We start from the raw sequence: 25,358 nt of genomic DNA on the forward strand, positions 1-25,358 counted from the left end.
TTTCAACGGACCAAGAACAAAAGTTGGGGGATAGCTGTTAAATTCTGAATTTTGGAGAAATTTAACATCTATAAAATTGGAAGAACTAGTAAAGCTATTGTTGCCCGAATTGTTAGTCGATAATTTCAATCTGATAAAGGTCGATAAGGATAAAAAGACTGAAATTCTGCGAATTTATTTAGAAGAGAAGTTGGATATTCCACAGGAATTATCAGAACTAAAACTTCATTCAAAAGGCTTCTATGATGAAATAACCATCCAAGACTTTCCGATTCGTAATTACAAAGTGTTCCTTCATGTCAAACGTCGTAAATGGAAGGATTTGGAAACAGGAAAGAACGTAACAAGGAATTGGGAAATAGTAGCTCAGTGGACGGGGACCTTTGGACTCCGAGATATCAAAACTTAGTTAAAACTACTTCTTTTGTAATAGGGGGTTCTAGGGGGAATTAAGTTGTGGGTAACTCTTAAATTGTGAAAGAAAAAAGAATGGAGTAAACTAAACGGGGACTTAGGTATTGTTACCTAATGGGCGTACTAGACTCCATTCCTTTCATAAGATGCTGAAATGTCTATTTAGAATATTTTTTTCGTAGGAAATAATCAAAGGTCTTAGACCATCGGCATCATTTTTTGAAAACCATTAAACATAATTTTCAAATGCAAAGTAATAATATTTTTGTGGGAATTGATATTTCCAAACTCACTTTTGATGGGCATGTTCACGGCACTAAACTTTACTTTTCTACGTCAAATGATGCGGTTGGGTTTAAGTCGTTTTGTGCTTGGTTAAAAACTAATTCAATTGACATAAAGCAATGCTGGCTTACATTTGAATATGTTGGCTTTTATGAGTATCGGCTTGTTCAGTTTTGTACTGCAAAGAAGATTCGATTCACGAGAATTTCGGGCCTTGAGGTGAAGAAATCAATGGGTTTAGTTCACGGAAAAAGTGACAAAGTAGATGCTCGCCGAATTGCAAAATATGCAAACGAAAAGCGAGAGACTTTAAAGCCTGAAAATCAAGGTTCTCTGGTAGTTTTCGAGCTCAAAAAGCTCTTTAGCCTTCGAAATACACTTATTGACACTAGAAAGACTTTTCAGGTTCATATTTCAGAATGGTCTCATAAACTAGACCTTATAGAAAATGATCCATTTTTAAAGGGTTACAAGAGAATGTTTAATCTTGCTCAAAAGGAAATTGAAAAGCTGGAGGTTAAAATGTTAGAATTGATTAAAGCCAACCCAGAGCTGTTTTTGAATTATACATTACTGACTAGTATTCCAGGAATTGGCTTTGTAAATGCTGTAGCTACGCTTATATATACCGATAATTTTACGAAATTCTCTGACCCACGAAAATATGCTTCATATTGCGGAGTTGCTCCTTTTGAAAACACATCAGGTACTTCACTTAGAGGTAAGACTCATGTTTGTTTTTATGCACATAAGAACCTCAAGGCCTATCTAACTCAAGCTGCTAGAAGCACATTGATACATGATAGCCAAATAGCAGCTTATTATGTTAAGAAAATAGATGAAGGTAAACATTATGGTTCAATAATTAATGCAGTACGATTCAAGCTAATTACAAGGATGTTTGCAGTTATTAGAAATCAAACGAAATATGTGGATAACTACTCAAATAGCATGGGCAATTCAAATAAAGTTGCTTAAAATTTTGGATAGATTCAGGTCTTAGAATACGCCCAGTCCTTCAGTAATTTGTGAGTCCTCGAGGGTATGGTCTTAGCAATCCTCGCTCATTTCTTTTACCTAATATGAACCTGCCGGCGGGCGTTCCCGTGACTTCTCAATCCATACTAGTATGGTTCGAGATCTCCCTTGGTAAGACGAGTATCCTTTTGTCTATCCCTGCTACATCTACTATTTCGGTACTGTCTCATTGCTGAGTTTTGGACTTCGGCAGCATGTGTTACCGCTTGCGACGGCGACGCCGAGTCCTAATAGCCTCAGTATGTAGTTGCTGTCCGCAATGGAATTGTCGTCAGTACAGACAACGTGGTTTGGCCGCTTCGGCGGTCCGATTACTTCAGATGGTCAGTCACCTGACCCACCCTTGCCACCTACTTAGCTTGGGGTAACGACTCCCCTGCTTACAGGACGGCGACGCCCAGTCTTTCACCCTTTGGATGTTCTTTTTAAGAACTAAATTCGCCATTCAAGGCACACACATCCTATTGGCAATAGTGAGGCTGACATTGTAAACTCAATATTTGTACTCCTATTGGGCATTTGTGCAAATGTTGGGCTGACGTTTTCCAAATGCCCCACCATAGCCAATACGTAAACCGTTAACGCCAAGCAAAAAAACGCATCGACATGCTCCAGAAGAAGATAGTAGGAATAGTGGAAGAAATCAGAAGCTTATTTGAGACTTCAACCACATATGATATTAATTTAAAAGATAATGCTTCATTTTATGAATGTATCGATGGACGTTATCCTGACAAGTACCTTTTGGTAATCAACGGTAGACAAAATTTGATAGACTTTGACCATAAGACAAATAAGATATGGGAAAGCGATCCTGTATTGTATTACAATTTCACAAAAAAGATTTTGAACAAAGACTGGTTCAATTTATTAATGTTAAAGTGTCTATCTTTTACCAATTAAACCATATAATGACGCATATCAGTATTCTCTTTTTGATTTCTACTTCATTAAATTTATAACCGTAGCTAACTCCGAAATGCTTTGGAGATGCTTAGTTAATTTTGCTTTGTATTAATCAAAAATACAGTAACATCCAATGCGACATTATATAATCAATTTGGTAATATACCATTTACCACAATGAATGAGCCATATTCTTTCATTATCGCAAATGGTATTATAATTTCTTTTCCCTAATTTTTTACTTTAACGAATTATTATTTTCGCGGTTTTTACTGTTTCACCATCCGATACGCGTATATAGTATAATCCAGAATTTGGGTTGCTAATTTCTATTGCTGCGTTATTTCCATTCAATCCATGGCTATAGTGAATCATTTTTCCTGAAAGGTTAAATACCTTTACGTTAATGTTACTATTAAAGTTTTGGGTGGATATAGTGAATTTTCAATCTTTTGGATTCGGATAAACTTTCAACAGCTTTTCAAATTCGTCGATTGTGTTCTCTTTTCTATCAACGCCAATACTTTTATTAACAATTGGTTGGATTTGAAATGGCTGTGGTGCCTCACAGAATGGACCTGCAGGTGGAATGTACATATGTACATTTGAACCTGAATGAGCATGGAAACCTGGAAGTAAGGTAATTGATCTACCTGCAATCAGGTCTACGGTTGAACCGCTTTCAAAATCAACTGTTGTATTGTTTCCAGCTACTACTATTGTATTTGTTGCTCTAAAATATTCAATTTCGGAATTAACAACAGTATCATTTTGGATTATTAAATCTGCCGGAATATCTGGTAAAACTGTTGTCATTCCAACTGTTGAAACGGCACCATTTGTTGTAAGAGCTCTACCCTCAAGGCATGTACCTTGAAGAAGGTCGATTGCACCATTGTTGGCAATAATGTTTCCCTTAAAAACTGAATAATCACCAATGCTTACAGCTCCATTAACCATCCAAAATATATTTTTAGCTTGTGTTCCGTTTTTCAATACAACTTTTGAATTTACGCCTGATGCAAAGGCACCATACGTTTTAATAATAAAAACAGCATCTTCGTTTCCTGTGGCATCTAAAATTAATGTATCAGTTAAGATTACAGCTGAATTCATTACATAAGAATGAGGTGTAAGAACCAAATTGTGTCCAAATTGAGCAGGTGCCAACAATGCAATATCAGCCGTAAGGGTATTCAAAGAATTATAAACAAGGATTAAATCAGCAGCAGCACCTGCTGTAGCAGGATTCATGCCATCAATATTTCCTGTTACAAATAAAGCGTTATAACCTGTAGGCATTGCACTATTACCGCCCACGCTACCTGAAACATGCGATGTACCATCATCGGAAACATCCCCTATCGAAGAAAATACTGCATATTGTTCTGATTCAACAAATACTGGGGCAGCGGGTCCTGTAGGCAGTGAAGCTGCTATATCGACAGGCAAATATGCCAATAATCCTATGGCTCCGTTGGTAACGGTAACTTCACCATTAATGGTAAGTGCTCTTCCTTCAAGTTCACTACCAGGTGCCATGGATATTGCTCCACCGGCAACAATAGTACCTTTCATTGACGTTTCTGTGCCAATACTTACTGCACCGGTTACATACCAAAACACATTGCATGCCTGTGCACCATTTATTAAGTTTACCTGTGCATTTGCACTGGTGCTAAAAGCAAATGTAGGTGGTCCTGCAGGCATTTTAAAAATAAACACTGCATTAGGATTGCCCTGTGCATCTAAGGTAATACTTTGATTGAGCGAGGTTGCTCCAGGTAATAAGTAGGTGCCAGCTTTAAAGGTAGAATCATTACCCAACACCGGATTTACAATTGTTGAATCGGGAATCGCTCCCGCAAGAAAATTATATGCAGCCAGTACATCTTCAGCACATTGAATACTTGCTCCGTCGCCGGCATGCATAACACCATTCACGTTACCAAAATTGGTGTTTGAACCACTATTTGTTCCCACATTACCTGTTATTAATGTTAAATACTGGTATGTTCCTACATTTTGCATTGCCCCCACCGAAGTAAATAGAACAAAATCAGCAGCAGTCCCCAAAGGGGGAGCCTGAGCAAAATTTATGACTGGTACTAAAAGAAGAAAAACTGCGGTTAATACCTTGTGTAAATAATTTTTCATATGTGTTAAATAAACTATCAATACGGCGAACTTTTCTACGCCCTTCCACTGCTTAATTAGTAGCGACCATGTTATTTTCGCCACTCCCTAGTGAACTATTTTTTGTATTAATGAGCTCCTTCTGTATGTTTTAAACTTGATAGACAAAGTTACATTCCTTGCTTATGCAAAAGTGTTACATAATAAATGGGTAGAATTACACAATTCACAGATTCATCTTTGACATAATCAAACAATTAAGGAACGTTGTCTCAAAAAGGAGGGTGTTGTTCAGTTCATTTTCAAACCAGTTTCATAAAAGGACAATTCTATCCTAATAGATTTTTAATAAACTATATTCAATTCGAAGTTCAATTGTTCATGGTAATGGTTTAGCCCCCTAATAGGCAATCAACGCCCGATTTATAACCGAACTTTAGCTTTAAAAAAGGCGAAAGAAAAAAGTAATTACCAGCCTGACATATGTCCTTGTTGTGGTAAAAATACAACGATAACCATACTAATCTGGCAAACTGGGATTCCACCACCTAAGGAAATATTAAACGCCATCAGCTATCAAAAATAAGACCTCCCGAAAATAGGGCGGCAGCTATTCTATTGTCCAAAGATTATCCAAAAAGCATAACCCAAATAAAAGCTGTGAAATTTATACCAAAAAATAAGCATTGAGCTGAATACTCAGCCAGAAGTCCACCAAAAACTAGAAATCTAAACCACAAAAAAGAAGCCACAAAACAAGGAGAATTCCCCATAAGAAAAACAAGCCAAGCCACCCCAATAAGCATCAAAGCAGCTTCGTACAACGGATTTATTCCCAACTCATTGCGGGTCAAAAATCTTTTCCTAAATTGATGCAAAAACGCACACCCGCAATAACTCGGGAATACTTTAATGTTACCTGCAAGCATAAAGAACAAACCAAGAAACTAATGAAATCAATAAATCTATTTTTTTGTATTGCAACACTATCTTTTATTTATGGCTGTTCGTCAAACAAACAAGCAGACGAAAAATCAAATATTTCGGTTAAAAACGATATGACTTTAAGGGGCGACTTCCAGAGTTATTTCGACAGTTGTGGAGTTGAAGGCTCAATTGCTATTTATGACGTAGAAAGTAAAAAATGGATTGTATCAGACACTTTTGGACTAGTAGTTAAAACGCTTCCTGCGTCTACATTCAAGATTATTAATTTATTGATTGCCCTTGAAACTAATACGATTAAAGATGAAAACGAAATAGTAAAATGGGTCGGTAGTACAGATACGGCTAAGTATGGTTATCGACCTGAGATTTATCACGATATGCCAGTCAAAGAAGCCTTTGAATTATCAGCAGGTTGGGTTTTTGTTGAACTTGCAAAGAAAATTGGAAAAGATACTTATAAAAAATACCTCGCAAAGAGCAAGTATGGAAACAATAATTTGACCCAAACAGAAGCTGATTTTTGGAATTTTGGTGACTTTGCAATTTCACCTAAAAACCAGGTTGAGTTTTTACTCTCTCTATTTGAAGAAAATTTACCTTTTTCTAAACGGAACATTGACATTGTAAAAAGGGTAATGATTACAGAGCAAGCGGAAGAATACACCATAAGAGCGAAAACAGGTTGGACTCGTGAAAATAATATCAATACTGGTTGGTGGACAGGGTACATTGAAACTAGAAAAGGCACATACATTTTTGCGACAAGACTTTTACAGGACAGAAAAATGAACAGATCGGATTTCGGTAGTTGCAGAAAGGAAATTACCAAAAAAGTATTCAAAAATTTAGGAATAATTGAACAGAATGCCAGCAGGTAGTCGAGTAGATTAGGGGAGTTTCACCCCTTACCTCTCACAGAACAGTTCCGCGACGCGTAGTCCGAGATGCGTAGTCCGAGACGCGAAGTCCGAGACGCATAGTAGTGAACCTCTCGATTCATACGGCTCTTGTTGTACGGTCTTGGATTTAAGTTCTTACAAACTTGTATCCCAGCTGCCAATGGTAGAACACTAGAGTTAAACTCTTTTTGCTCACTTTTACATAGTAATTAATCCAACCTCTGATTTTCGGGTTTAGCTTTAATGCCAAATGTTGAATCGTACTTTGACTTTTCTTATGAAAAGCTAACTCTCTAAATGTTCCAAGCATTCTTTTCTTAGATTTTCTACTCATTTTGCAATCAAATTGCTGGAAACTCACCCTCTTTTGAGATTGATTTGAAGTGGCTGAAAACTAAAGCCTAAAAAATCAAATTGTACTGGATGGCCTTTCAGATTTCTCCCATATTTCTTGCAGTAAAAGCAAGACTACCGAAGTTTGTTTATACCCATGTTTTAGCCGTAAATAATAAAATAGAGAAGAGTAGATAAGACTTTCTGGAATTCCGATTTTTTAGATAAAAAGTAGTTCAAACGAGAACTTGAGAAATCCAGACAATAAGCATCCCGAAAGCTAACCAGAGACACCCTTTTCTAAAACAAACAAATTTAAGCACACCGAAATACCGAAAAATAAACGCTTTTGGCGGTACCAAGTAATTTCTCCAATTTCACTTATTGAACGGATACGATTATTCGAAAACAAACACTTATTAAACGAATATATAAGTATAGTATTTGCACCTTTTGTTCAGATACTCTATCGTTGGTGGCAAGCTTAACTGAAAACTGCTAAATGATCGAAAAACTATTAAAACAGACAGAAGAAATTATTAAATTAAATTCGACAAAAGAATTTGAAAACTTACTGTCAATTTTGAGATTCTCAAATATTTCTGAAAAAGAACATGATTTTTTTAATGATTTAATTTTGGAAAAAGCTTGTGTAAATTTACACTTTCACCCCGACAGAATTTCATATAATAATTGTACAATTATAGATAGCTTAATAGAATCTGGAGAGTATAAAAATCAATACCAAACCAAAATATCTTCAGGAAGTTTAACTGCTGAAATTGGTGGAGAACGAGATTTTTGGGAAAATAAGCTGTTTAACAATATATATGGTAGAAATATCAATGAAAGACCAAAATATGGTTCTTTGAGTCTAAATTCAACGAGTGATGGAGCTTCACCAAGATTTGGTTCTTGCTTTTTTGTAACAAATCCAGAGATAAAACATAGAAGTACATTTACATATGGCGATTCATACCTTCTTCCAAATGAAATAGGAACAGCTAATCATCTAACTCTAATTTATGCTAAATTATATGAAGATATATTTATCAGAAATACAGCTTTAGGTTTTCAGCATAATAGTTTAGGAGACTTCATTAAGCATATAACCAAATTACTTAAACCAGGCGAATTGACAGGAAAAAACACCCACAATTTGGACTTTTATATTGAGGCACAAATACATGGAAGAATTGACCTTAAAAATGATATAACTACATTAGTAGCGGACTATTCATTTAAAGAAACAGAATTTGAAAGTAGATTTAAAGAATTGTGTGAAAAGTTTGACATTTCACTTGTTTGGAATCTTGGCTATAAACTTCATATCAATGATATACCTAATAATTTTAGAGGGATAGAAACGCAAATTTTTGCGAAAAAAATTGCGGAAAATGGAATTATCAATTCTTATATTATAGGAAAAGCACTAACCAATGAAAAATTAAAAGCGGAATACGAAAAATTGGAAGTATTTCAATTGGCAAAATATGTTTGGCATTGCTTAGTGAAATTTGGACATCCAATAAAGCCTGCCACCAATTGAGTAGCCTGACCCATCAATAGAACATGATGGGCTGGGGCTCTGGTACGCCAGCCCGGTCTCACCACCGTACGTACGGGTCTCGTACCGATAGCTATCGGTACGGCGAACTTGGCGTTCCCGTTCTGAATCTCTGGTTGTAAGCGTTGATAATAATCCAACATACTTTCGTATCCACGTAATCTTAACTTTTCAAGCGTGATGGTAGTCTTCAATTCCGATAGCTATCGGAAGGGCTTTGAGCTGCCGGGCACGCCCAGTGCATACTCCCATTCTTGTACGGCTGCACCGATATGCTTGAATATGGTTTACACCAAGCCTAATCAGGTTCTTTCGCTTACGTTCGTGCTTTTTCCAGACTTGGCGTTCCCATCACTTCAAATACAATACCTTAACCTATTTCTTAACCATTCATCAAGGGCTTTGAGTTTGCCGTGAATACTTGCCAATCGGTTTTGTTCACCCATCCTCTATAAACTTTTTTGATTTTAGCTAGTCACAGGTCAAAATTGTAAGGTTTGGTTTTCTTGGTGGTTGCCTTTAGCTTGCGTTTTAACGATTGCCAGCTTCTGTCTTTTGCTTGACCTGATCGGAGTCTTCCTAAGGGAACTCTGAATTAGAGATTACCTTAAATACCGACATCTAATCAAATTGAGGATTCTGCTTCCATGCACCTTTTGGCTTGACAGCCTACCTACATCCATATTCTATCTCCCCCAGATAACAGGAGGACAAAAGGCCAAATTTGATGAGTGGCTTTTCTGCAATGCTCTACTTTTTGATGGGCGTACCATAATTTCATAGAAACGGGGAGTGCTCAAAAATGGAGATATGTTTTATGCTTTGTCTCGATTTGTATTGCAACCTGTATTGCAACCTCAAAAAAAAGAGAGTCACGAATTAACGTAACTCTCTGATTATCAAGTGGACCCACCTGGGCTCGAACCAGGGACCACCTGATTATGAGTCAGGTGCTCTAACCAACTGAGCTATAGGTCCTGCTTTTCTTTACCAAAACTAAGTTTCAAATTCATGAAAAATAGGTCTTGCCTTTGTTAAGCGAGTGCAAAGATAAAAGGATTTGTTTTTGAAACCAAAGTCATTTCCTTAGATTATTTTAAAATTCTTTAAATTAAAAGGTAATCTATTAATAAACAGTCTGTAAGGATATATACTTTATGAAGAAGTTATTAGAATTTAATAATCACGAATATTAATTGAGCTTAGCTTTAGCTACTTTTGCGTAAAATGTACAAATCAAACAAAAGAAAAATTTTAAACGACCCCGTTTATGGCTTCGTAACACTGCCTAGCGACCTCGTTTATGATTTGATCGAGCACCCATATTTTCAAAGGTTAAGAAGGATTAAACAATTGGGTTTGACGGATTTTGTTTACCCAGGTGCCTTGCACTCACGTTTTCAACACGCCATAGGAGCCATGCACTTAATGGGCCAAGTACTCAATAGCTTGGAAGCCAAAGGGAATTTAATCATGGAAGTGGAGCGAGAAGCTGCTCAAATTGCCATTTTACTCCATGATATCGGACATGGCCCTTTTTCTCATGTCTTAGAGCATACCTTGCTTTCGGGTATAAATCATGAGAAAATCACGGAAATGGTGATGAATGAGTTAGATGTTGAATTCAATGGTAAGCTTAGTTTGGCCATAGAGATGTTTAATAATTCATATGATCGAAAATTTTTCCATCAGCTTATTTCTAGCCAGCTAGATATGGATAGGTTAGATTATATCAATCGTGATAGTTTTTTTACGGGAGTAGCGGAAGGTAGAATAGGGGTGGAGCGTATCATAAAAATGCTCAATATTCACGATGGAGATTTAGTAGTAGAAGAGAAAGGCTTACTGAGTGTTGAAACTTTTTTGAATGCTCGTAGGATGATGTATTGGCAGGTTTATCTTCATAAAACAGCCATAAGTGCAGAGGTTATTTTGATAAAAGCGTTGGAAAGGGCTAGATTCCTATTGTCTACTGGAGTGGAGGTCCCTTGTGCAAAACATCTTATGCCATTTCTGGAAAGAAAAATAGGATTAGAAGAGTTTGAGAAAAGAACGGAGATATTGGAAAGCTTTTTGAATATTGATGATACCGACGTGTGGTTTTGTATGAAATATTGGCAAGACCATTCTGACGAGATTTTGTCCTATTTGTCTAAGTCCTTTATTAATAGAAAGTTATTCAAGATAAAATTAACAGAAGATATGCCTGAGGCAAGCTTGGTAAGTCAGGTTAAATCAGATTTGTTAGAAAAAGGTGTTAATCCTGATGACCTTAATTACTTTTTTTATCAAGGCAGCATTAGTAACTCTGGATACGTTTTAGAGAACAGTACGATCAAAATATTAATGAAAACCGGCGAAGTAAAAGATATCGTAGATGCCTCAGATTTGCCGACTATCAAGGCATTGGGTAAGATCGTCAAAAAACACTACCTATGTTGGGTCAAAGATGTATATTTGCATTCTTAACGCTTATCTTCAGATAAAGCCATTAAAAAGCTAGTATGAAATTCACAGTGCGTCAAATTGCCCAGCTCATTGGAGGAGAAGTTGAAGGTGATGATAGTTTAGAAATTGACCAGTTTTATAAAATTGAGGAAGGAAAAAAGGGAGGAATCTCTTTCTTGGCCAATCCAAAGTACGAATCGCATATTTACCATACTGATTCTTCTGCGGTAATAGTGGCAGATTCTTTTATTGCGAAAGAATACATTCAGTCTTCTCTTATAAAGGTTAAAGACCCTTATTCTGCTTTTTCTACTTTATTAAGTGAGTATGAGAAGATGATGAAAAAACGTAAAACAGGCATATCTGAACGCTCAGAAATATCATCTTCTGCAAATCTAGCTGAAGGTGTTTATGTAGGACCCTTTACCGAAATCTGTGAAAAAGCTTCGGTGGGCGAAGGCACTACCATTTATGCACAAGTTTTTATTGATGAAAATGTAATTATTGGCAAAAACTGTATCTTATATGCAGGAGCTAAAGTTTTCTCAAATACAGTTATCGGAGATAATTGTACCATTCACGGAGGAGCAATTATAGGTTGTGATGGTTTTGGATTTGCACCGCAAAGTGATGGTAGTTATAAGAACGTTCCCCAAACTGGAAATGTGGTTTTAGGAAACAATGTTTCTATTGGAGCCAACACCACCATTGATAGAGCCACCATTGGTAGCACATTAATAGATGATGGTGCTAAAATTGACAATCTGGTTCAGATTGCTCATAATGTTACTGTAGGTAAGAATACCGTCATAGCCTCGCAAACGGGTGTTGCTGGCTCTACAAAAATAGGAGCCAATTGCTCTGTAGGTGGCCAAGTAGGTTTTGCAGGTCATATTACAGTTGCAGATGGTACTAAAATTGGAGCTCAGTCGGGCATAAACTCAGATATTAAAAAGGAAAATCTATCATTAAATGGTACCCCTCACATGGAGCTTAGGCAACATCAGAGGTCATTGGTGTTTTTTAGAAAATTACCTGAATTAGACAGACGTATTAGCGATTTAGAAAGAGAAAAAAATAATTAAATGAACACTAAACAATCTACCATCGGTGGCGAGGTTTCTGTAAAGGGAGTAGGATTACATTCAGGAGAAACGGTCACTTTAACCATTTGCCCAGCTGGCATTAATGAAGGAATCGTTTTTCAAAGAATAGATTTAGATAACACTCCGAAGGTTCCCGCTTTAGTAGAATATGTAGTAGATACCGCCAGAGGAACGGTATTAGAAAAAGATGGAGCCAAGGTACAAACCACCGAACATGTTTTGGCAGCTATGGGTGGTTTGCAAATAGATAACGTCCTCATCAAATTAGATGGTCCTGAAGTGCCTATTATGGATGGTAGTGCTTTGCCATTTGTAGAATTGATAGAAAGAGCTGGAATAGTAGAGCAAAATGCACTGAGGAATTATTTTACCATTACGGAAGCTGTTCAGCTAAATAATCCTGACCATTCAATAGAGTTGGCCGTTTTACCATTAGACGATTATCGTTTAACAGTAATGGTAGACTATAACTCTAAAGTGTTGAATTCTCAACATGCTCAGTTAAACGATTTTTCTAATTTCAAGGAACATATTGCCCCATGTAGAACTTTTGTCTTCGTCCATGAGTTAGAAGCATTGTATAAAGCAGGTCTTATAAAAGGTGGCGATATCAACAATGCTATTTTAATTGCTGAAAATAAGGTAAGCGATGAAAAAATAGAGGAATTGGCCAAGATGCTTGGCAAAGGAAAAATAACGATTGGTGATTCGGGTTTTGTAAACGATGAGCCATTGAAGTTTAAAAATGAGCCTGCAAGGCATAAGCTGTTAGATTTAATTGGTGATTTAGTTTTGGTAGGTAGACCTTTAAAAGGTCATGTTTTAGCCGCCAGACCTGGCCATGCTGCTAATGTGGAATTGGCTAAGAAGATTACTAAAGTGATAGCCGATGCAGCCAAGGAGCCACCAAGTTTTGATGTGTCCGCTGAGCCTGTTTTTGATATCAATGGTATTGCAAAGTTGTTGCCTCATAGATACCCATTCCAACTAGTTGACAAAATAATGTCTCTTGATGGTAGTACAGTTGTTGGTGTTAAAAATATTACGATGAATGAGCCTCAATTTATGGGCCACTTCCCAGATAATCCTGTAATGCCAGGAGTGCTGCAAGTGGAAGCAATAGCTCAAACAGGTGGTGTTTTAGTTTTAACTTCTACAGGTGAACCAGAAGCGTACTGGCCTTATCTTGTGGGGATTGATAAATGTAGGTTTTTTAGAAATGTTTTACCAGGAGATGCGTTAGTTATCAAATGTTCACTTCTAATGCCTATAAGAATGGGTGTTGCGAAAATGCACGGAGAGGCTTGGGTAGGAAAAAATCTTGTCTGCAGTGTGGACATGACCGCGAGATTAGTAAAGAAAAAAAACGATTAGAATTATAATATGAATCAGCCACTGGCTTATGTTCATCCGGAAGCTAAAATAGCTCAGAATGTTGTTATTGAACCTTTCACTACTATTTCTAAAGATGTAACCATCGATGAAGGAACGTGGATAGGACCTAATGTAACTATTATGGAGGGTGCTAGAATAGGAAAAAATTGTAAAATATTCCCTGGTGCCGTTATTTCCGCTGTTCCGCAAGATTTAAAGTTTAACGGTGAATATACTACTACTGAAATAGGAGATAATTCTACTATACGCGAGTGTGTAACTATTAACAGAGGTACGGTAGATAAATATAAAACCGTTGTAGGTAAGAACTGTCTAGTGATGGCTTATGTGCACATTGCCCATGACTGTATTATTGGCGATAATGTTATTTTAGCGAATAGTGTTCAATTAGCAGGTCATATTACCATTGCAGATTATGTTTTTATAGGTGGGACCACGGCCGTACATCAGTTTGTGAAAATAGGTGCTCATGCGATGATAGCTGGAGGATCTTTGGTAAGAAAAGATGTTCCACCGTTCATAAAAGCTGCTAGAGAGCCTTTGGGTTTTGCAGGTGTAAACTCTATTGGGCTTAGAAGACGTGATTTCAGCAATGAGAAAATAGCCGAAATTCAAGAGGCCTATCGTTATTTGTTTTTAAAAGGCTTAAATATGGCTGATGCCAGAAGAGCTATAGAACTAGAAATGGATGCTACTCCAGAACGTGACGAAATACTCTTTTTTCTAAAAAATTCTGAAAGAGGGATTATTAAAAATGGTAACCTTAGAGGAGAAGAAAGATAAATCTTGTGGATATTAGACTTGAAAACATTGGAAAAAAGTTTAGTAATGAATGGATTTTCAAGAATGTATGTTTTGATTTTGAAGCCGGTAAAAAGTACGCTTTAACCGGCTTTAATGGTTCTGGGAAGTCTACTTTACTCCAAATTATTTCTGGCCTTATTCCTTCAAATTTAGGTGCTATAACTTATAGTCTAAACGGAAAACCCTTAAAGGAAGAGGATGTTTACAAACACATTTATATAACAGCCCCGTATATAGATTTAATAGAGGAATATACCCTCTCAGAAGCGTTAGATTTTCATGTAAAATTTAAGCCCCTATTAAGCGGTTTATCTAAGGCCGCTTTTTTAGAGTTAATTTATCTTGAAAAGGAAATTAATAAGCCTTTAAAGCAATTTTCTTCAGGAATGAAACAAAGGCTAAAATTAGGTTTAGCCTTTTTTACACAGTCAGATGTTATTTTTCTAGATGAACCTACCACTAATCTTGACGAGAAGGGTACGGAATGGTATTTAGATATGGTTTCTAACTTAGAACCAACTAAATTGGTTATTATTTCTTCAAATGATGCCAAGGAGTACAACTTTTGCGACGAGATTTTGGACGTCATCAGTTATAAAAATAATTGATAGAAAAAGCCTATCTATAATCCTTTGTTTTTTCCTTTCTACTTTTTCCTTTCAAGCTTTCTCATCGCCATCTAAATATACCTTTATTGAGAATAAGGGACAGTGGCCTGATGAGGTGCTGTTTAAAGCAGATATTCCTGGAGGTTTTTTGATGGTAAAAAAAACGGGTCTAGAATATCTATTTTATGATACCAAGAAACTTTCCGATCTGCATTTTGGCTCAAATGAAAATAGAGAGCATTTAAAGAAGGATAAAAGTATTGAAACCCATGGTATTTCTGTCAAATTTAATGGAGCTTCCCATAAGCCGGTAAGTGAGGCTTTAAAACCGCTGTCACAGGTTTATAATTACTATTTCGGGAACGATGCCTCTAAATGGGTGTCTAACGCTAAAGGTTTTGAAGAAGTTTGGTTAAAAAATGTTTACACCAATATAGACTTTAGACTTTATGGAATAGGAGATGCACTGAAATACGAATATGTAGTTCATCCCAATGGTAACCCTGCCGATATTAAAATGTCTTATGAAGGTCAAAATAATATCGCCCTCGAGAATGGTGAAGTTCATTTAACTACTCGTGTCAATCGTTTTAAAGAATATGCCCCTTTTACTTTTCAAAAAAGAGCAAACACAAAAGATGAAGTCAGTGCTGCCTTTATTTTAGACAAAAATGAGTTGTCGTTTCGGATAGGAGCTTATGATACGACCAAAGATCTTATCATCGATCCGGAATTGGTTTTTTCCACTTATAGTGGTTCTATTTCAGATAACTGGAGCCATACTGCCACTTACGACAGTAAAGGTAATTTATATGCAGGAGGGACGGTCTTTGGTGCTCGTTTTTCGGCAACCATCGGTGTGGTTCAGCCAAACCTCGGAGGTGCCGATTATACGCCAGGTGTAGCCTTAACAACAGATATGGTCATCATGAAATACAGTTCTGATGGTAAACAGTTGCTGTACGCCACATTTTTTGGAGGTGGAGAAACCGAAGTGCCACATAGTTTGATATGTAATTCTAAAGACGATTTAGTCATTTTTGGCACTACTTCTTCCGACGATTTTCCCATTACCAGCAATGCTTTTCAAAAACAGTTTAAAGGTGGTCCAGCGATATTGGGGGTGCCTATCACGTCAAATATTGACTTCAGGAAGGGATCAGATATTTTTGTGTCAGTCATTAATTCAGAGGGTACTAGACTTCTAGGGAGTACTTATATGGGAGGTACAGGAAACGACGGTATCCATGATTATAGACCACTTTTAATAGAAAATTACGGTGACGAATTTAGAGGGGAAGTTTATGTGAGTGCGGATGATGACATCTATGTAGCGTCTATTAGCACCTCTACAGATTTCCCTTTAAAATTTTCAAACACCGCTATTAGCTCCAGTCATGATGCCGTGGTTTTTCAATTAAGTCCGGATGTTTCAAATCTAAAATGGAGTACTTATATAGGTGGAGATAATTATGATGCCGGTTATGGTGTCAGGGTGAATGAAGCCAAAGAAGTCTTTGTTTTAGGAACCACATTAAGTAGTGATTTGAAAACATCTTCCAAGGCTATAATACCTCAACATTTAGGAAATGCAGATGCTTTTATAGCTAAATACAAGAATACCGTACTTCAGAATTTAACCTACCTCGGTACAAAAGAAGATGACATTGGAAGCCTTTTAGACTTGGACAGTGAAGGCAATGTTTATGTCTTTGGTTTGACCTTGGGAGATTATCCCATTAATGGGCTAGTATTTAGAAATAAAGATAGTGGGCAGTTTATTCATGCTTTGAACTCGGATTTATCCGAAACTAAATTTTCAACGGTATTTGGTTCGGGAAGAGGGGTAGGGAAAGTGGATTTGGTACCGACAGCATTCTTAGTGAATGACTGTGGCAATATCTATGTAGCTGGATGGGGTGGTAAGATTAATACCAACAATCGATTTAATCCTGAAAGCACCACCAAAGGTTTGCCTATAACATCCAATGCTAATCGCAAAGAAACGACTGGCAGTAATTATTACTTTGCCATATTTGAAGCAAACGCTAAATCTTTACTTTATGGCACCTTTTTCGGCTCACAAGCCCCTACAAACGCTAACGAAGAACGTGGCGACCATCTGGACGGAGGTACTTGTAGATTTGATAAAAACGGAATTATTTATCATTCGGCTTGTGTATGTAAGGCTGGTGGTTTTGTAGATTTCCCTACTGATAATGGTTACGAAAAAACACATAAAAGCGGCAATTGTAACATGGCGGCTTTTAAGTTCGACATTGATATTCTAATTGCCGATTTTGATTTAGAAGAAAACGGTAATGTTAATCCAAAAGTAGTCTGCTTAGGCTCCAAAGTTAACTTTAATAACAAGAGTAGAGGTGGCTTAACGTATCAATGGTCGCTTAATAATGAGGTTATTTCAAGGAAGCAGGAGCTGGTTTATGATTTTCCAGAAGTCGGGGAATATAAGGTGAAGTTGGAAGCTTTTAATAATGTTTCTTGTGCTAAATCGGACTCCATTTTTAGAGACATCAAAGTGGTTTCGTTTGAAAATGAAATTATGCAAGACTCGTCGGTATGTTATGGTACAGAGGTACAATTATATGCGAGTGGTGGTTTAACCTATCAGTGGTCTCCAAAAGCTTTATTAGATAATTCTGAAATATCTAACCCGAAAACTTCTATAAAAGAAACCACACTTTTTTCAGTTTTGATTGGCAATGGCGAATGTGTTATTAAAAAGGATATTACCTTAACTGTAGAGGATGATAAAAGTGACTTTAAAGTAAGTCCAAACATGGTCTTATGTGAAGGTACAGAGGTGCTTATTTCGGCAGAGGGTTTGGCAGATTATTTTATATGGACTACCCCAGATAAAAATGAGCTAAACCAGAAGGAATTAAGTTTTATTCTTCAACAGGAAGGCATTTATAAGGTGAATGGGTTTTATAGCGACGGTTGCATTTTGAGTAAGGAGGTTTCCTTAAAAGTAGATAAATCTGTGGTTTCAGATTTTCTATATGCACTGGACTATCATTGTGATGCACCCTTAGAGATAAATTTTGAAAACCTCTCAACAGGTGGCGTATCTTATCGTTGGTCTTTGGGAGATAGAGCTACTATTATTGAAGAATCTCCACGTCAAATTGTCTATCCTCAGCCTGGAGATTATTTGGTAAATCTTATAGCCACTAGTGATATTGGATGTGAATTTAAGTCGGAGAAGACGCTCGTGATTCCAGAGGATGATGGTTTTATTCCTAATGCTTTTTCTCCGAACCAAGATGGTAAAAATGATACCTTTGTAATAGGTATTCCTAATGCCCATTTGAATATTTTTAATAGATGGGGTAAATTGGTTTATGAAAACTCGGTTTACGATAATTCATGGGGGGAAGGAGTGGAGCCAGGAACCTATTTTTATGAATTGAAATTGGAGAATAGTGAAATATGCAAAGGTTGGGTAGAAGTTTTTAATTGAATGAAATGAGCACTACAAATTATTATAACACCTTTATTCAGATTGCCGAAGATTGCTCAGCAGAAGCGGCTGAGATCCCTCCATTAAAAGGGGAAAAGAAATCCATTGCCAATATGCAGTTTGAAATGGTTTATGAACATCCGTACCAATTTACGTCTGACGACGTTCTTTTTAAGGTATTTACAATAAAAAATGAAATACCTGAAAGTGAATGGAGCGAAGCCAGAGAGCAGTTCTTTTCAAAAGGACAGCCGTGTTTTAGAGCTTCTCCTTTGACAAAGAGATATGGATGGGGTGTTCACAATAATGAGGATGGGAAGATGGCCATTTTTGGAATAGAATCGGAGGAGTATAGTACGTTTATAAATAATCAAGACTTGGCACAAACGAAGGCCATGCGTTCTAAAAGAATCAAATAATGAAAAGAATAATTTTAACCCTATCGGCAATAGCCATTTTTTCGGTTGGCTCATTAGCACAAAACTTTAAAAGCTATGGTGATGCATTTGAGAAGACAAAGACCACGCAAGCTTCGGATTTGAAGAAAATGGATCTGTCTCAAACAGAAAATTTGGAGGTGGAAGGAGAAGTAAATGCGGTATGTCAAGCAAAAGGATGCTGGATGACCGTGAATCTAGAGAATGGCGAGACCATGCGTGTTACTTTCAAAGACTACGGTTTCTTTGTTCCTAAAAACTTAGCAGGAACTAAAGTGGTATTTAAAGGGAAACCCGAAATAACAGAAACATCAGTATCTGAGTTGAGACATTACGCTAAAGACGCTGGTAAAAGTAAAGCCGAAATTGAAGCCATAACTGAGCCAGAAATAGCCCTCACTTTTATAGCGGATGGCGTTTTGGTGCCCGCAAGATAGGGAAACATTACTTGTCTCTTTTTTCTCTTCTTCTTTCATTAAGCTCTCGCAAAAGCATTTGATTAAACTGCTTTTCTGCAAGAACTAGGTCAGAATATTGTTTTGCAGATATAGACTTCAAAAACTGAGGTCTATATTTTTTTGCCAATTCAGCCTCTTCAGATTTTAGTTCAAAAACTTCGTCTTGCATAGCTATTTCCTCCGCTTCGCTTAAATCCTGAGAACTGCCAGACCTCATTTTTTCTCTTACAGCTCTATTGATCTGGCGTCTTTCACCTTCAAATTTATAATAGGTAGGCCAAAAAGTTTTGGCTTGACTTTCTGTTAATTCTAGCTTTTCGGTAATCATGGCCACTTTCATAGCTTTGATTCTTTCCATGTTTGCATTTCCTTTTTGTGCATAAGTAGAAACCATGCTAGAAATGATTAAAATTAAACTTAGGAAATAAGTGTTTTTCATAGAATTATATCTCATCAGTAAATTGAAAATCAATTAATTGTAAAAGCTCATCCTCCGTCAAATCATCCATACTTGAATAGTCTGTTGCCTCTAACTCTGTTGGAGCATCCAGCTCACTAAAATCATCTAAAACAAAGTTTTCTTCTTCTAAGTAGGAAAGAATAGCGTCTGAGTTAAGTTCAGCCAGGGTTAACTCTTCAGTGGTAGATTTAGCAGCATTATTATAAATACCTAAAGCCACACTTCCAACTAAAATTAAAGCAGCTGCAAGTCTAATAAAGGCACCATAACTTTTCCAGATAACTTTGAAAGGAGAGCTAGGTTCATGCTGGATGTTCATAGTGCTCTGGTAAATTTTACTTTCCAAGGACTCGAAATAGCCTTTAGGAGCAGTAAAAGGATGACCAATATTTTCTACCAACTGATAGGCTCCCGAAGTAGCTGTCGAATCAAGAACCTTAGCTTCTAAAGCATCAAAATAGCCATCAGGAGCTTTGAAAGGGTGACGAATGTCATTGGTAAGCTGGAATGAATTTAAAGAGGTTAGAGACATTATATCTGTCTCTAGTGCTTCAAAATAACCTTTAGGAGCTACATAGGGATGCGTTAAACCTAATGGAAGGTGATAGCCTGTTCCCATAGTTTTGGCCAAAATGCTTTCTTCCAAAGACTTAAAGTAGTTTTCAGTGTCCAGTGATTCTTTTGGCCGCTTATCTATATTTTTATTCTTGTTATCCACGGTCTATTAGATGTAAATAAGACTCAAAGGTTTAGTGCCCTCCTAAAATATCTTCAATTTTCTTTTTGGCAGAGTGATAGTTGGCCTTTAAGCCACCAACACTTGTTTCTGTAACTTCAGAAATTTCATCGTAGGTCATATGTTCAAAATACTTTAGATTAAACACTATTCGCTGTTTTTCAGGTAGTTGTAAGACAGCTTTTTGCAGTTTCATTTCTATTTCATCACCAGACATTTGAAAACTATTATTGCCAGATTCCACGAGGTTCATAAGTTCAGGATTTTCATCCATTGAGATATTCTTAGCGTCTTTTCTCCTTCTTAAAAAAGTAAGAGCCTCATTCGTAGCAATTCTATAAAGCCATGTGTACAGACTAGCGTCACCTCTAAACTTATCAAGGTTCTTCCAGATTTTGATAAAGGCCTCCTGAAGTACATCATCGGTATCGTCATGGTCTATGACAATCTTACGTATCAAATAATAAAGTCTTTCCTTATACTCTTTTAAGATGAGCTGGAAGGCTTCTGTATGAGATTCTTCGTTTAGTAGGAGTTGTTTTATTATTTCTTCTGTCTTCATAAAAAAAAGGGGTTTCCCAATTTTTGAATTGGAAAACCCCTAAAAATAGGAATTTATTCTTAATTCTTTCTTCCGATAACTTTTAGAGCCTTCTCTACAATGTTATTTGAAGATAAACCATATTTCTCCATCAGTTGCTCTGGCTTACCAGACTCACCAAATGAATCTTCTACAGCTACATACTCCTGAGGAGCAATAAAGTTCTTAGCTAAAACTTGTGCTACAGCATCTCCTAATCCGCCGTTTGCTTGGTGCTCTTCGCAAGTTACCACACATTTTGTTTTCTGAACAGATTTCAAAATGGCCGCAACATCTAAAGGCTTAATCGTGTGAATGTTGATAATTTCCGCACTGATTCCTTTTTCTGCTAAAGCTTCACCAGCTTGAATAGCCTCCCAAACGAGATGACCAGTTGCAAATATGCTGACATCCGTACCTTCGTTTACCATCCATGCCTTACCAATCTCAAATTTTTGATTTGGGTCAGTAAAAACCGGCACTTTCGGACGACCGAAACGTAAATACGCTGGGCCTACGTGGCTAGCTAAAGCAATAGTAGCAGCTTTAGTCTGATTATAATCACAAGGATTAATAACCGTCATGTTTGGCATGGCCCTCATCATTGCTATATCTTCTAGAATTTGGTGGGTAGCACCATCTTCTCCAAGCGTAAGGCCCGCATGAGAAACCGCTATTTTGACGTTTTTGTCAGAATAAGCTATTGATTGTCTGATTTGGTCATAAACTCTACCAGAGCCAAAGTTGGCAAAAGTGGTAGGGTAAGGAATGTAACCTCCAATAGTTAAACCAGCGGCTATGCCCATCATGTTTGCTTCTGCAATACCAGTCTGGAAAAAACGCTCTGGGTTTTCTTTGATAAAAGTGGCAGTTTTTAAAGAACCCACTAAGTCTGCACATAGCGTGACAACTTTAGGGTTAGTTCTTCCTAGTTCGGTCATGCCATCTCCAAAACCCGAACGTGTATCTTGCGTTTCTGTATATGTATATTTCTTCATGATATGTTCAGGTTTTAATAGTCTCCTATAGTTTCAGGTAATTGAGCTAAAGCGGCCGCCAATTGCTCATCGTTAGGAGCAATACCATGCCATTTATGACTTCCCATCATAAAGTCTACACCAGCTCCCATTTCAGTTTTCATCAAGATCATGATAGGTACGCCTTTTCCAGAAATTCTTTTGGCTTTACGCAAACCTTTCACCACTTGCTCCATATCATTACCATCAGCAATTTCCATAACTCTCCATCCAAAAGCTTTGTATTTAGCTTTCAAATCAAGGTTGTTCATCACTTCGTTTGTGGAACCATCAATCTGCTGACCGTTATAGTCAATGATAGCGATCAGGTTATCTACTTTATGATGTGGGGCAAACTGTGCTGCTTCCCATACTTGTCCTTCTTGCTGCTCACCGTCTCCCATTAAAACGTAAACGGTTTTATCGTCTCCGTTTAATTTTTTGGCAAGTGCTGTTCCAATAGCCACAGACATACCCTGACCAAGAGAACCAGAGGCTACTCTAATACCAGGAAGACCTTCATGGGTAGTAGGATGCCCCTGAAGTCTAGAATCTAATTTTCTAAAAGTGGCCATTTCAGATGCTTCAAAATAACCTCTTCTAGAAAGTACTGAATAGAAAAGAGGCGAGATGTGACCATTAGAAAGGAAGAATAAATCTTCTCCTTCGCCGTCCATTTTAAAAGACAAATTACCGCCTTTTCCTTTTCTATTATTGATTTTCATTTGCTGGAAGTATAAAGCTACCAGCAAATCTGTACAGCCAAGAGAGCCACCTGGGTGCCCAGAAGCACAACCGTGTACCATGCGTACGATATCTCTTCTGACCTGAGAGGCTACGTCCTGAAGTTCTTTGATTTGCATTTAAAATATTGATTTTGAATTGAAAAACTGCACAAAAATAGGGATTTACTACACAAATGAAAGCTTAAATTCAATTAATTGTCTTATTGACACTTATTAATTGAGGATTTGCTCGGAGTGTTCTTTGGATTTAACATCGTCTATAATGTTTTCAATAACACCGTTTTTATCGAGTACAAATGTGGTTCTAACGGTTCCCATATAAGTTTTACCAAAGGTCTTTTTTTCTTGCCATACACCATATAAGTCTGTGATTTCATGCTCCGTATCTAATAAAAGGTCAAACGGTAAATCAAACTTTTCAATAAAGTTTTGATGAGCCTTTAAGCCACTCGTACTTATTCCGAAAACTTTAATTCCCTGATCTAAAAAGGTTTGATAATTATCTCGAATATTACATGACTGAACCGTGCAAGTAGGTGTATTATCTTTTGGATAAAAGTAAATGACTACTTTTTGACCTTGAAAATCAGATAGCTTTACGATTTTACTGTTTTGATCAATTGTTTCAAATTCGGGAGCCTTGTCGCCTACTTTAAGTGCCATTATTAGATTGTTGTTTTGTAAATATTTTGGTTTCCGCATTGGTCTGTAACTTTTAACTCCAATTCACCAGAAAATGGTTCGTTAAATTGCTTTTCAGACCAGATTGTACCGTTTTTGTATTCATACTCCATAAGCACCCATTTGCCATTCACGCGGCACTCAAAAGACTTGATGCCTGATAATGCGTCATTGATGTAAAAAAGTAATCTGCTGGAGTTAACTGTTTTGGCGGTAATTACGGGTTTTACAACATCACGAAGTATTCCATATTCACCGAATTCCTTCGGTTGGAAAACAATTGATTCTTTTTCCCATTGCCCTCCAATGTATTTTGGACGCCTTCCACTTGTAAGATAAACCTTATCTTTTTCCGGGTCAATATTTGTATTTGCTACCTTCCATTTGGTTTCAAACCTGTTTCTAATTGGATGAATGTCTCTATCTAATTTTAATTCTTGGTCGTTGGCGTTTATACTAATGTACAAGGGATGATAAAGGGCGTTTTTAAAATCGATTTCAAAGTTCTTCTCCTTTATTTTATTAAATCTTTTAGAAACTTCAACGGTAACAGGAGAAGGGTATGTTTGGTCACCATCCATAAAACTGCTAAAATAGTTTTCTTTCAGGTCAATGATAAATGTCTCTTCCGTGTCATTTCCATAAGATGGAGCAATCTCTTTGGCAAAATTACCGTCTACTAGCCTAAAACCTTTACCAGATTTTTTTCTAACAATCTTCAAGAAACTACCCGACACAGTGGTTTCATTAGGTTCATTATACTTTAGAACGCTCGGAATGGTTTTGTCTTCTAACTCGTCACTTGTTAAAGAGAAGTTGATGTAACGCACATTTTCATAAGTGTCTTTGATAGTTACATTAATGTCATGGTTTATATTATCTCTAAAGCTTAATAGTCCCCTTTTATCATTATAGGTATAAAAGCCAAGATCGTTTCCCTCTTCATAATATCCTTTGTGCAGCTTTTCATTATCCTCCACCATTCTTTGATAGTTGGTATGCAGATTCATGTCTATTTTGTTATGAAAAGCAAGTTTATCTAACACAAATTTGTACTCCGAAATCTTATCCTTTTTAACTTCTAGGTATTTAATTCCAAGTCTAAATGGGCTGGTTTCTGCTTTGTCATAGGTATAAATTTCCACGCCGATATCTCCCCAAACCTTGATGTTTCGGTTTATGAAATATTCGCCAGCACTATTTCTGGATACGGGGAAGTCGAAAGTACCAAAAACACCATTAATTCTGGCGTCGGCAGAAAGACACTTTAAACTTATAAACTCTACTACTGGGGCAGTGTTGTCTTTTATTTCTTTAAAGCCAAAAAGAGCTGGATCCAAGGTGTTTTCTTGTTCGTCTCTTATTTCAAAATGTAGATGTGGCCCACCACTACCGCCTGTATTACCAGAAAACGCTACTAACTCACCCTTTTTTACAGGTAAAGTAGCGGGGTCAAGCACTAGATCTACCGAAAAATCTTCCAACCTGTATTGCTCGGCCAAAAGTATTTTCTTTATGGGTTCCGAAAACTCCTTTAAATGACCATATACGGTGGTTAAACCATTTGGATGTGTAATGTAAAGTGCATTTCCGTAGCCTCCAGTGGATACGTTTATTCTAGAAACATAGCCTTCAGCGGCTGCATAAATGCTTTTACCTTCTTGTCCGCCAGTTCTAATATCTAGGCCAGCATGAAAATGGTTAAACCTTAAATCTCCAAAAGAGCCAGACAATGAAGTAGTAACTCCTGGACTCAATGGAAAGATAAAGTATCCTTTTACATATGGGTCCACGACTTCTTGGACCACCTCTTTTTCTGCAGTCAGAAATGGAAAGAATAGAAACAAATAATATATTATAGAAAAGCCAGTTA

At 37.0% G+C, this 25,358-nt stretch carries 22 protein-coding genes and 1 tRNA gene; 12 read left to right on the forward strand and 11 right to left on the reverse strand.

Going from position 1 to position 25,358, the window contains the following annotated elements; all coding sequences use genetic code 11:
* Positions 1–76 precede the first annotated feature (76 nt).
* Both ACSBFT_RS04345 and ACSBFT_RS04350 read left to right on the forward strand, forming a co-directional pair.
* The gene (locus tag ACSBFT_RS04345) at positions 77–409 is read left to right on the forward strand and encodes an ISAon1 family transposase N-terminal region protein (protein WP_489601687.1); all 333 of its coding nucleotides are present in this window, start codon (positions 77–79) and stop codon (positions 407–409) included.
* A gap of 251 nt (positions 410–660) precedes the next feature.
* The gene (locus tag ACSBFT_RS04350) at positions 661–1,677 is read left to right on the forward strand and encodes an IS110 family transposase (protein WP_489601689.1); all 1,017 of its coding nucleotides are present in this window, start codon (positions 661–663) and stop codon (positions 1,675–1,677) included.
* A gap of 1,209 nt (positions 1,678–2,886) precedes the next feature.
* Here the strand turns inward: ACSBFT_RS04350 and ACSBFT_RS04355 are convergent.
* Positions 2,887–3,078, reverse strand: a complete 192-nt coding sequence (locus ACSBFT_RS04355) for a T9SS type A sorting domain-containing protein (RefSeq protein ID WP_489604864.1) — start codon at positions 3,076–3,078, stop codon at positions 2,887–2,889.
* A 9-nt stretch (positions 3,079–3,087) separates the two neighbouring features.
* Positions 3,088–4,800: an ice-binding family protein gene (locus tag ACSBFT_RS04360; RefSeq protein WP_489603680.1), complete on the reverse strand. Its 1,713-nt coding sequence runs from the start codon at positions 4,798–4,800 to the stop codon at positions 3,088–3,090.
* 929 nt (positions 4,801–5,729) lie between these two features.
* Here ACSBFT_RS04360 and blaOXA point away from each other — a divergent pair.
* Positions 5,730–6,605, forward strand: coding sequence for an OXA-1327 family class D beta-lactamase (blaOXA, locus tag ACSBFT_RS04365; protein ID WP_489603681.1), 876 nt, complete (start codon positions 5,730–5,732; stop codon positions 6,603–6,605).
* 148 nt (positions 6,606–6,753) lie between these two features.
* On the opposite strand, the gene ACSBFT_RS04370 is transcribed toward blaOXA, so the two are convergent.
* Entirely contained in the window at positions 6,754–6,960 is a 207-nt protein-coding gene (locus ACSBFT_RS04370; protein WP_489603682.1) for a group II intron maturase-specific domain-containing protein, read from the reverse strand.
* A gap of 501 nt (positions 6,961–7,461) precedes the next feature.
* Here ACSBFT_RS04370 and ACSBFT_RS04375 point away from each other — a divergent pair.
* Positions 7,462–8,508 carry a DUF3626 domain-containing protein gene (locus ACSBFT_RS04375; RefSeq protein ID WP_489603683.1) on the forward strand — a complete coding sequence of 349 codons (1,047 nt, stop codon included), beginning with the start codon at positions 7,462–7,464 and terminating at the stop codon, positions 8,506–8,508.
* Between the two features lie 922 nt (positions 8,509–9,430).
* Here the strand turns inward: ACSBFT_RS04375 and ACSBFT_RS04380 are convergent.
* A tRNA-Ile gene (locus ACSBFT_RS04380) sits at positions 9,431–9,504 on the reverse strand.
* Positions 9,505–9,753: 249 nt separating this feature from the next.
* Between ACSBFT_RS04380 and ACSBFT_RS04385 the strand changes: the two genes are divergently transcribed.
* From ACSBFT_RS04385 to ACSBFT_RS04420, 8 genes are read left to right on the forward strand one after another with little or no spacing between them, the layout of a single operon-like run.
* The gene (locus ACSBFT_RS04385) at positions 9,754–10,995 is read left to right on the forward strand and encodes an HD domain-containing protein (protein ID WP_489603684.1); all 1,242 of its coding nucleotides are present in this window, start codon (positions 9,754–9,756) and stop codon (positions 10,993–10,995) included.
* Between the two features lie 35 nt (positions 10,996–11,030).
* Complete coding sequence (gene lpxD / locus ACSBFT_RS04390; protein ID WP_463045733.1) at positions 11,031–12,059, forward strand: UDP-3-O-(3-hydroxymyristoyl)glucosamine N-acyltransferase; 1,029 nt, start codon at positions 11,031–11,033, stop codon at positions 12,057–12,059.
* Positions 12,060–13,454 (forward strand): bifunctional UDP-3-O-[3-hydroxymyristoyl] N-acetylglucosamine deacetylase/3-hydroxyacyl-ACP dehydratase, encoded by a 1,395-nt coding sequence (locus ACSBFT_RS04395; RefSeq protein WP_463045734.1) that lies wholly within the window; start codon positions 12,060–12,062, stop codon positions 13,452–13,454.
* A gap of 9 nt (positions 13,455–13,463) precedes the next feature.
* Positions 13,464–14,258, forward strand: a complete 795-nt coding sequence (lpxA, locus tag ACSBFT_RS04400; protein WP_463045735.1) for an acyl-ACP--UDP-N-acetylglucosamine O-acyltransferase — start codon at positions 13,464–13,466, stop codon at positions 14,256–14,258.
* Positions 14,259–14,263: 5 nt separating this feature from the next.
* Positions 14,264–14,887 carry an ABC transporter ATP-binding protein gene (locus tag ACSBFT_RS04405; protein WP_463045736.1) on the forward strand — a complete coding sequence of 208 codons (624 nt, stop codon included), beginning with the start codon at positions 14,264–14,266 and terminating at the stop codon, positions 14,885–14,887.
* A complete protein-coding gene (locus ACSBFT_RS04410) occupies positions 14,823–18,371 on the forward strand; it encodes a DUF7948 domain-containing protein (RefSeq protein ID WP_489603685.1) in 3,549 nt (1,182 codons plus the stop codon). The genes ACSBFT_RS04405 and ACSBFT_RS04410 overlap by 65 nt, the downstream gene beginning before the upstream one ends.
* A 5-nt stretch (positions 18,372–18,376) precedes the next feature.
* On the forward strand, positions 18,377–18,790 hold the full coding sequence (locus ACSBFT_RS04415) for a DUF6157 family protein (protein ID WP_489603686.1): 414 nt from the start codon (positions 18,377–18,379) through the stop codon (positions 18,788–18,790).
* A complete protein-coding gene (locus tag ACSBFT_RS04420) occupies positions 18,790–19,245 on the forward strand; it encodes a DUF4920 domain-containing protein (protein WP_489603687.1) in 456 nt (151 codons plus the stop codon). The genes ACSBFT_RS04415 and ACSBFT_RS04420 overlap by 1 nt, the downstream gene beginning before the upstream one ends.
* Positions 19,246–19,252: 7 nt before the next feature.
* Here the strand turns inward: ACSBFT_RS04420 and ACSBFT_RS04425 are convergent, their stop codons facing one another.
* From ACSBFT_RS04425 to ACSBFT_RS04455, 7 genes are all read right to left on the reverse strand, one after another.
* Positions 19,253–19,705 (reverse strand): hypothetical protein, encoded by a 453-nt coding sequence (locus tag ACSBFT_RS04425; RefSeq protein WP_489603688.1) that lies wholly within the window; start codon positions 19,703–19,705, stop codon positions 19,253–19,255.
* Positions 19,706–19,709: 4 nt separating this feature from the next.
* Positions 19,710–20,444 (reverse strand): hypothetical protein, encoded by a 735-nt coding sequence (locus tag ACSBFT_RS04430; protein ID WP_463046142.1) that lies wholly within the window; start codon positions 20,442–20,444, stop codon positions 19,710–19,712.
* 31 nt (positions 20,445–20,475) lie between these two features.
* Positions 20,476–21,024, reverse strand: a complete 549-nt coding sequence (locus ACSBFT_RS04435; RefSeq protein WP_489603689.1) for an RNA polymerase sigma factor — start codon at positions 21,022–21,024, stop codon at positions 20,476–20,478.
* Positions 21,025–21,083: 59 nt separating this feature from the next.
* Positions 21,084–22,040 carry a transketolase family protein gene (locus ACSBFT_RS04440; protein WP_463046143.1) on the reverse strand — a complete coding sequence of 319 codons (957 nt, stop codon included), beginning with the start codon at positions 22,038–22,040 and terminating at the stop codon, positions 21,084–21,086.
* Between the two features lie 14 nt (positions 22,041–22,054).
* Positions 22,055–22,921 carry a transketolase gene (locus tag ACSBFT_RS04445; protein WP_463046144.1) on the reverse strand — a complete coding sequence of 289 codons (867 nt, stop codon included), beginning with the start codon at positions 22,919–22,921 and terminating at the stop codon, positions 22,055–22,057.
* A gap of 96 nt (positions 22,922–23,017) precedes the next feature.
* Entirely contained in the window at positions 23,018–23,467 is a 450-nt protein-coding gene (gene bcp, locus ACSBFT_RS04450; protein WP_463046145.1) for a thioredoxin-dependent thiol peroxidase, read from the reverse strand.
* Between the two features lie 2 nt (positions 23,468–23,469).
* Positions 23,470–25,278, reverse strand: coding sequence for a M23 family metallopeptidase (locus ACSBFT_RS04455; RefSeq protein ID WP_489603690.1), 1,809 nt, complete (start codon positions 25,276–25,278; stop codon positions 23,470–23,472).
* Positions 25,279–25,358 lie beyond the last annotated feature (80 nt).

The sequence above is a fragment of the Arcticibacterium sp. SM2516 genome (genome assembly GCF_057914865.1).

Bases quoted from the DNA above. Each gene is read 5' to 3' on its own strand.
- ACSBFT_RS04350 (WP_489601689.1), top strand. From the start codon at position 661: ATGCAAAGTAATAATATTTTTGTGGGAATTGATATTTCCAAACTCACT.
- ACSBFT_RS04360 (WP_489603680.1), bottom strand. From the start codon at position 4,800: ATGAAAAATTATTTACACAAGGTATTAACCGCAGTTTTTCTTCTTTTA.
- blaOXA (WP_489603681.1), top strand. From the start codon at position 5,730: ATGAAATCAATAAATCTATTTTTTTGTATTGCAACACTATCTTTTATT.
- ACSBFT_RS04370 (WP_489603682.1), bottom strand. From the start codon at position 6,960: ATGAGTAGAAAATCTAAGAAAAGAATGCTTGGAACATTTAGAGAGTTA.
- ACSBFT_RS04375 (WP_489603683.1), top strand. From the start codon at position 7,462: ATGATCGAAAAACTATTAAAACAGACAGAAGAAATTATTAAATTAAAT.
- ACSBFT_RS04385 (WP_489603684.1), top strand. From the start codon at position 9,754: ATGTACAAATCAAACAAAAGAAAAATTTTAAACGACCCCGTTTATGGC.
- lpxD (WP_463045733.1), top strand. From the start codon at position 11,031: ATGAAATTCACAGTGCGTCAAATTGCCCAGCTCATTGGAGGAGAAGTT.
- ACSBFT_RS04395 (WP_463045734.1), top strand. From the start codon at position 12,060: ATGAACACTAAACAATCTACCATCGGTGGCGAGGTTTCTGTAAAGGGA.
- lpxA (WP_463045735.1), top strand. From the start codon at position 13,464: ATGAATCAGCCACTGGCTTATGTTCATCCGGAAGCTAAAATAGCTCAG.
- ACSBFT_RS04410 (WP_489603685.1), top strand. From the start codon at position 14,823: ATGATGCCAAGGAGTACAACTTTTGCGACGAGATTTTGGACGTCATCA.
- ACSBFT_RS04415 (WP_489603686.1), top strand. From the start codon at position 18,377: ATGAGCACTACAAATTATTATAACACCTTTATTCAGATTGCCGAAGAT.
- ACSBFT_RS04420 (WP_489603687.1), top strand. From the start codon at position 18,790: ATGAAAAGAATAATTTTAACCCTATCGGCAATAGCCATTTTTTCGGTT.
- ACSBFT_RS04425 (WP_489603688.1), bottom strand. From the start codon at position 19,705: ATGAAAAACACTTATTTCCTAAGTTTAATTTTAATCATTTCTAGCATG.
- ACSBFT_RS04435 (WP_489603689.1), bottom strand. From the start codon at position 21,024: ATGAAGACAGAAGAAATAATAAAACAACTCCTACTAAACGAAGAATCT.
- ACSBFT_RS04440 (WP_463046143.1), bottom strand. From the start codon at position 22,040: ATGAAGAAATATACATATACAGAAACGCAAGATACACGTTCGGGTTTT.
- ACSBFT_RS04445 (WP_463046144.1), bottom strand. From the start codon at position 22,921: ATGCAAATCAAAGAACTTCAGGACGTAGCCTCTCAGGTCAGAAGAGAT.
- bcp (WP_463046145.1), bottom strand. From the start codon at position 23,467: ATGGCACTTAAAGTAGGCGACAAGGCTCCCGAATTTGAAACAATTGAT.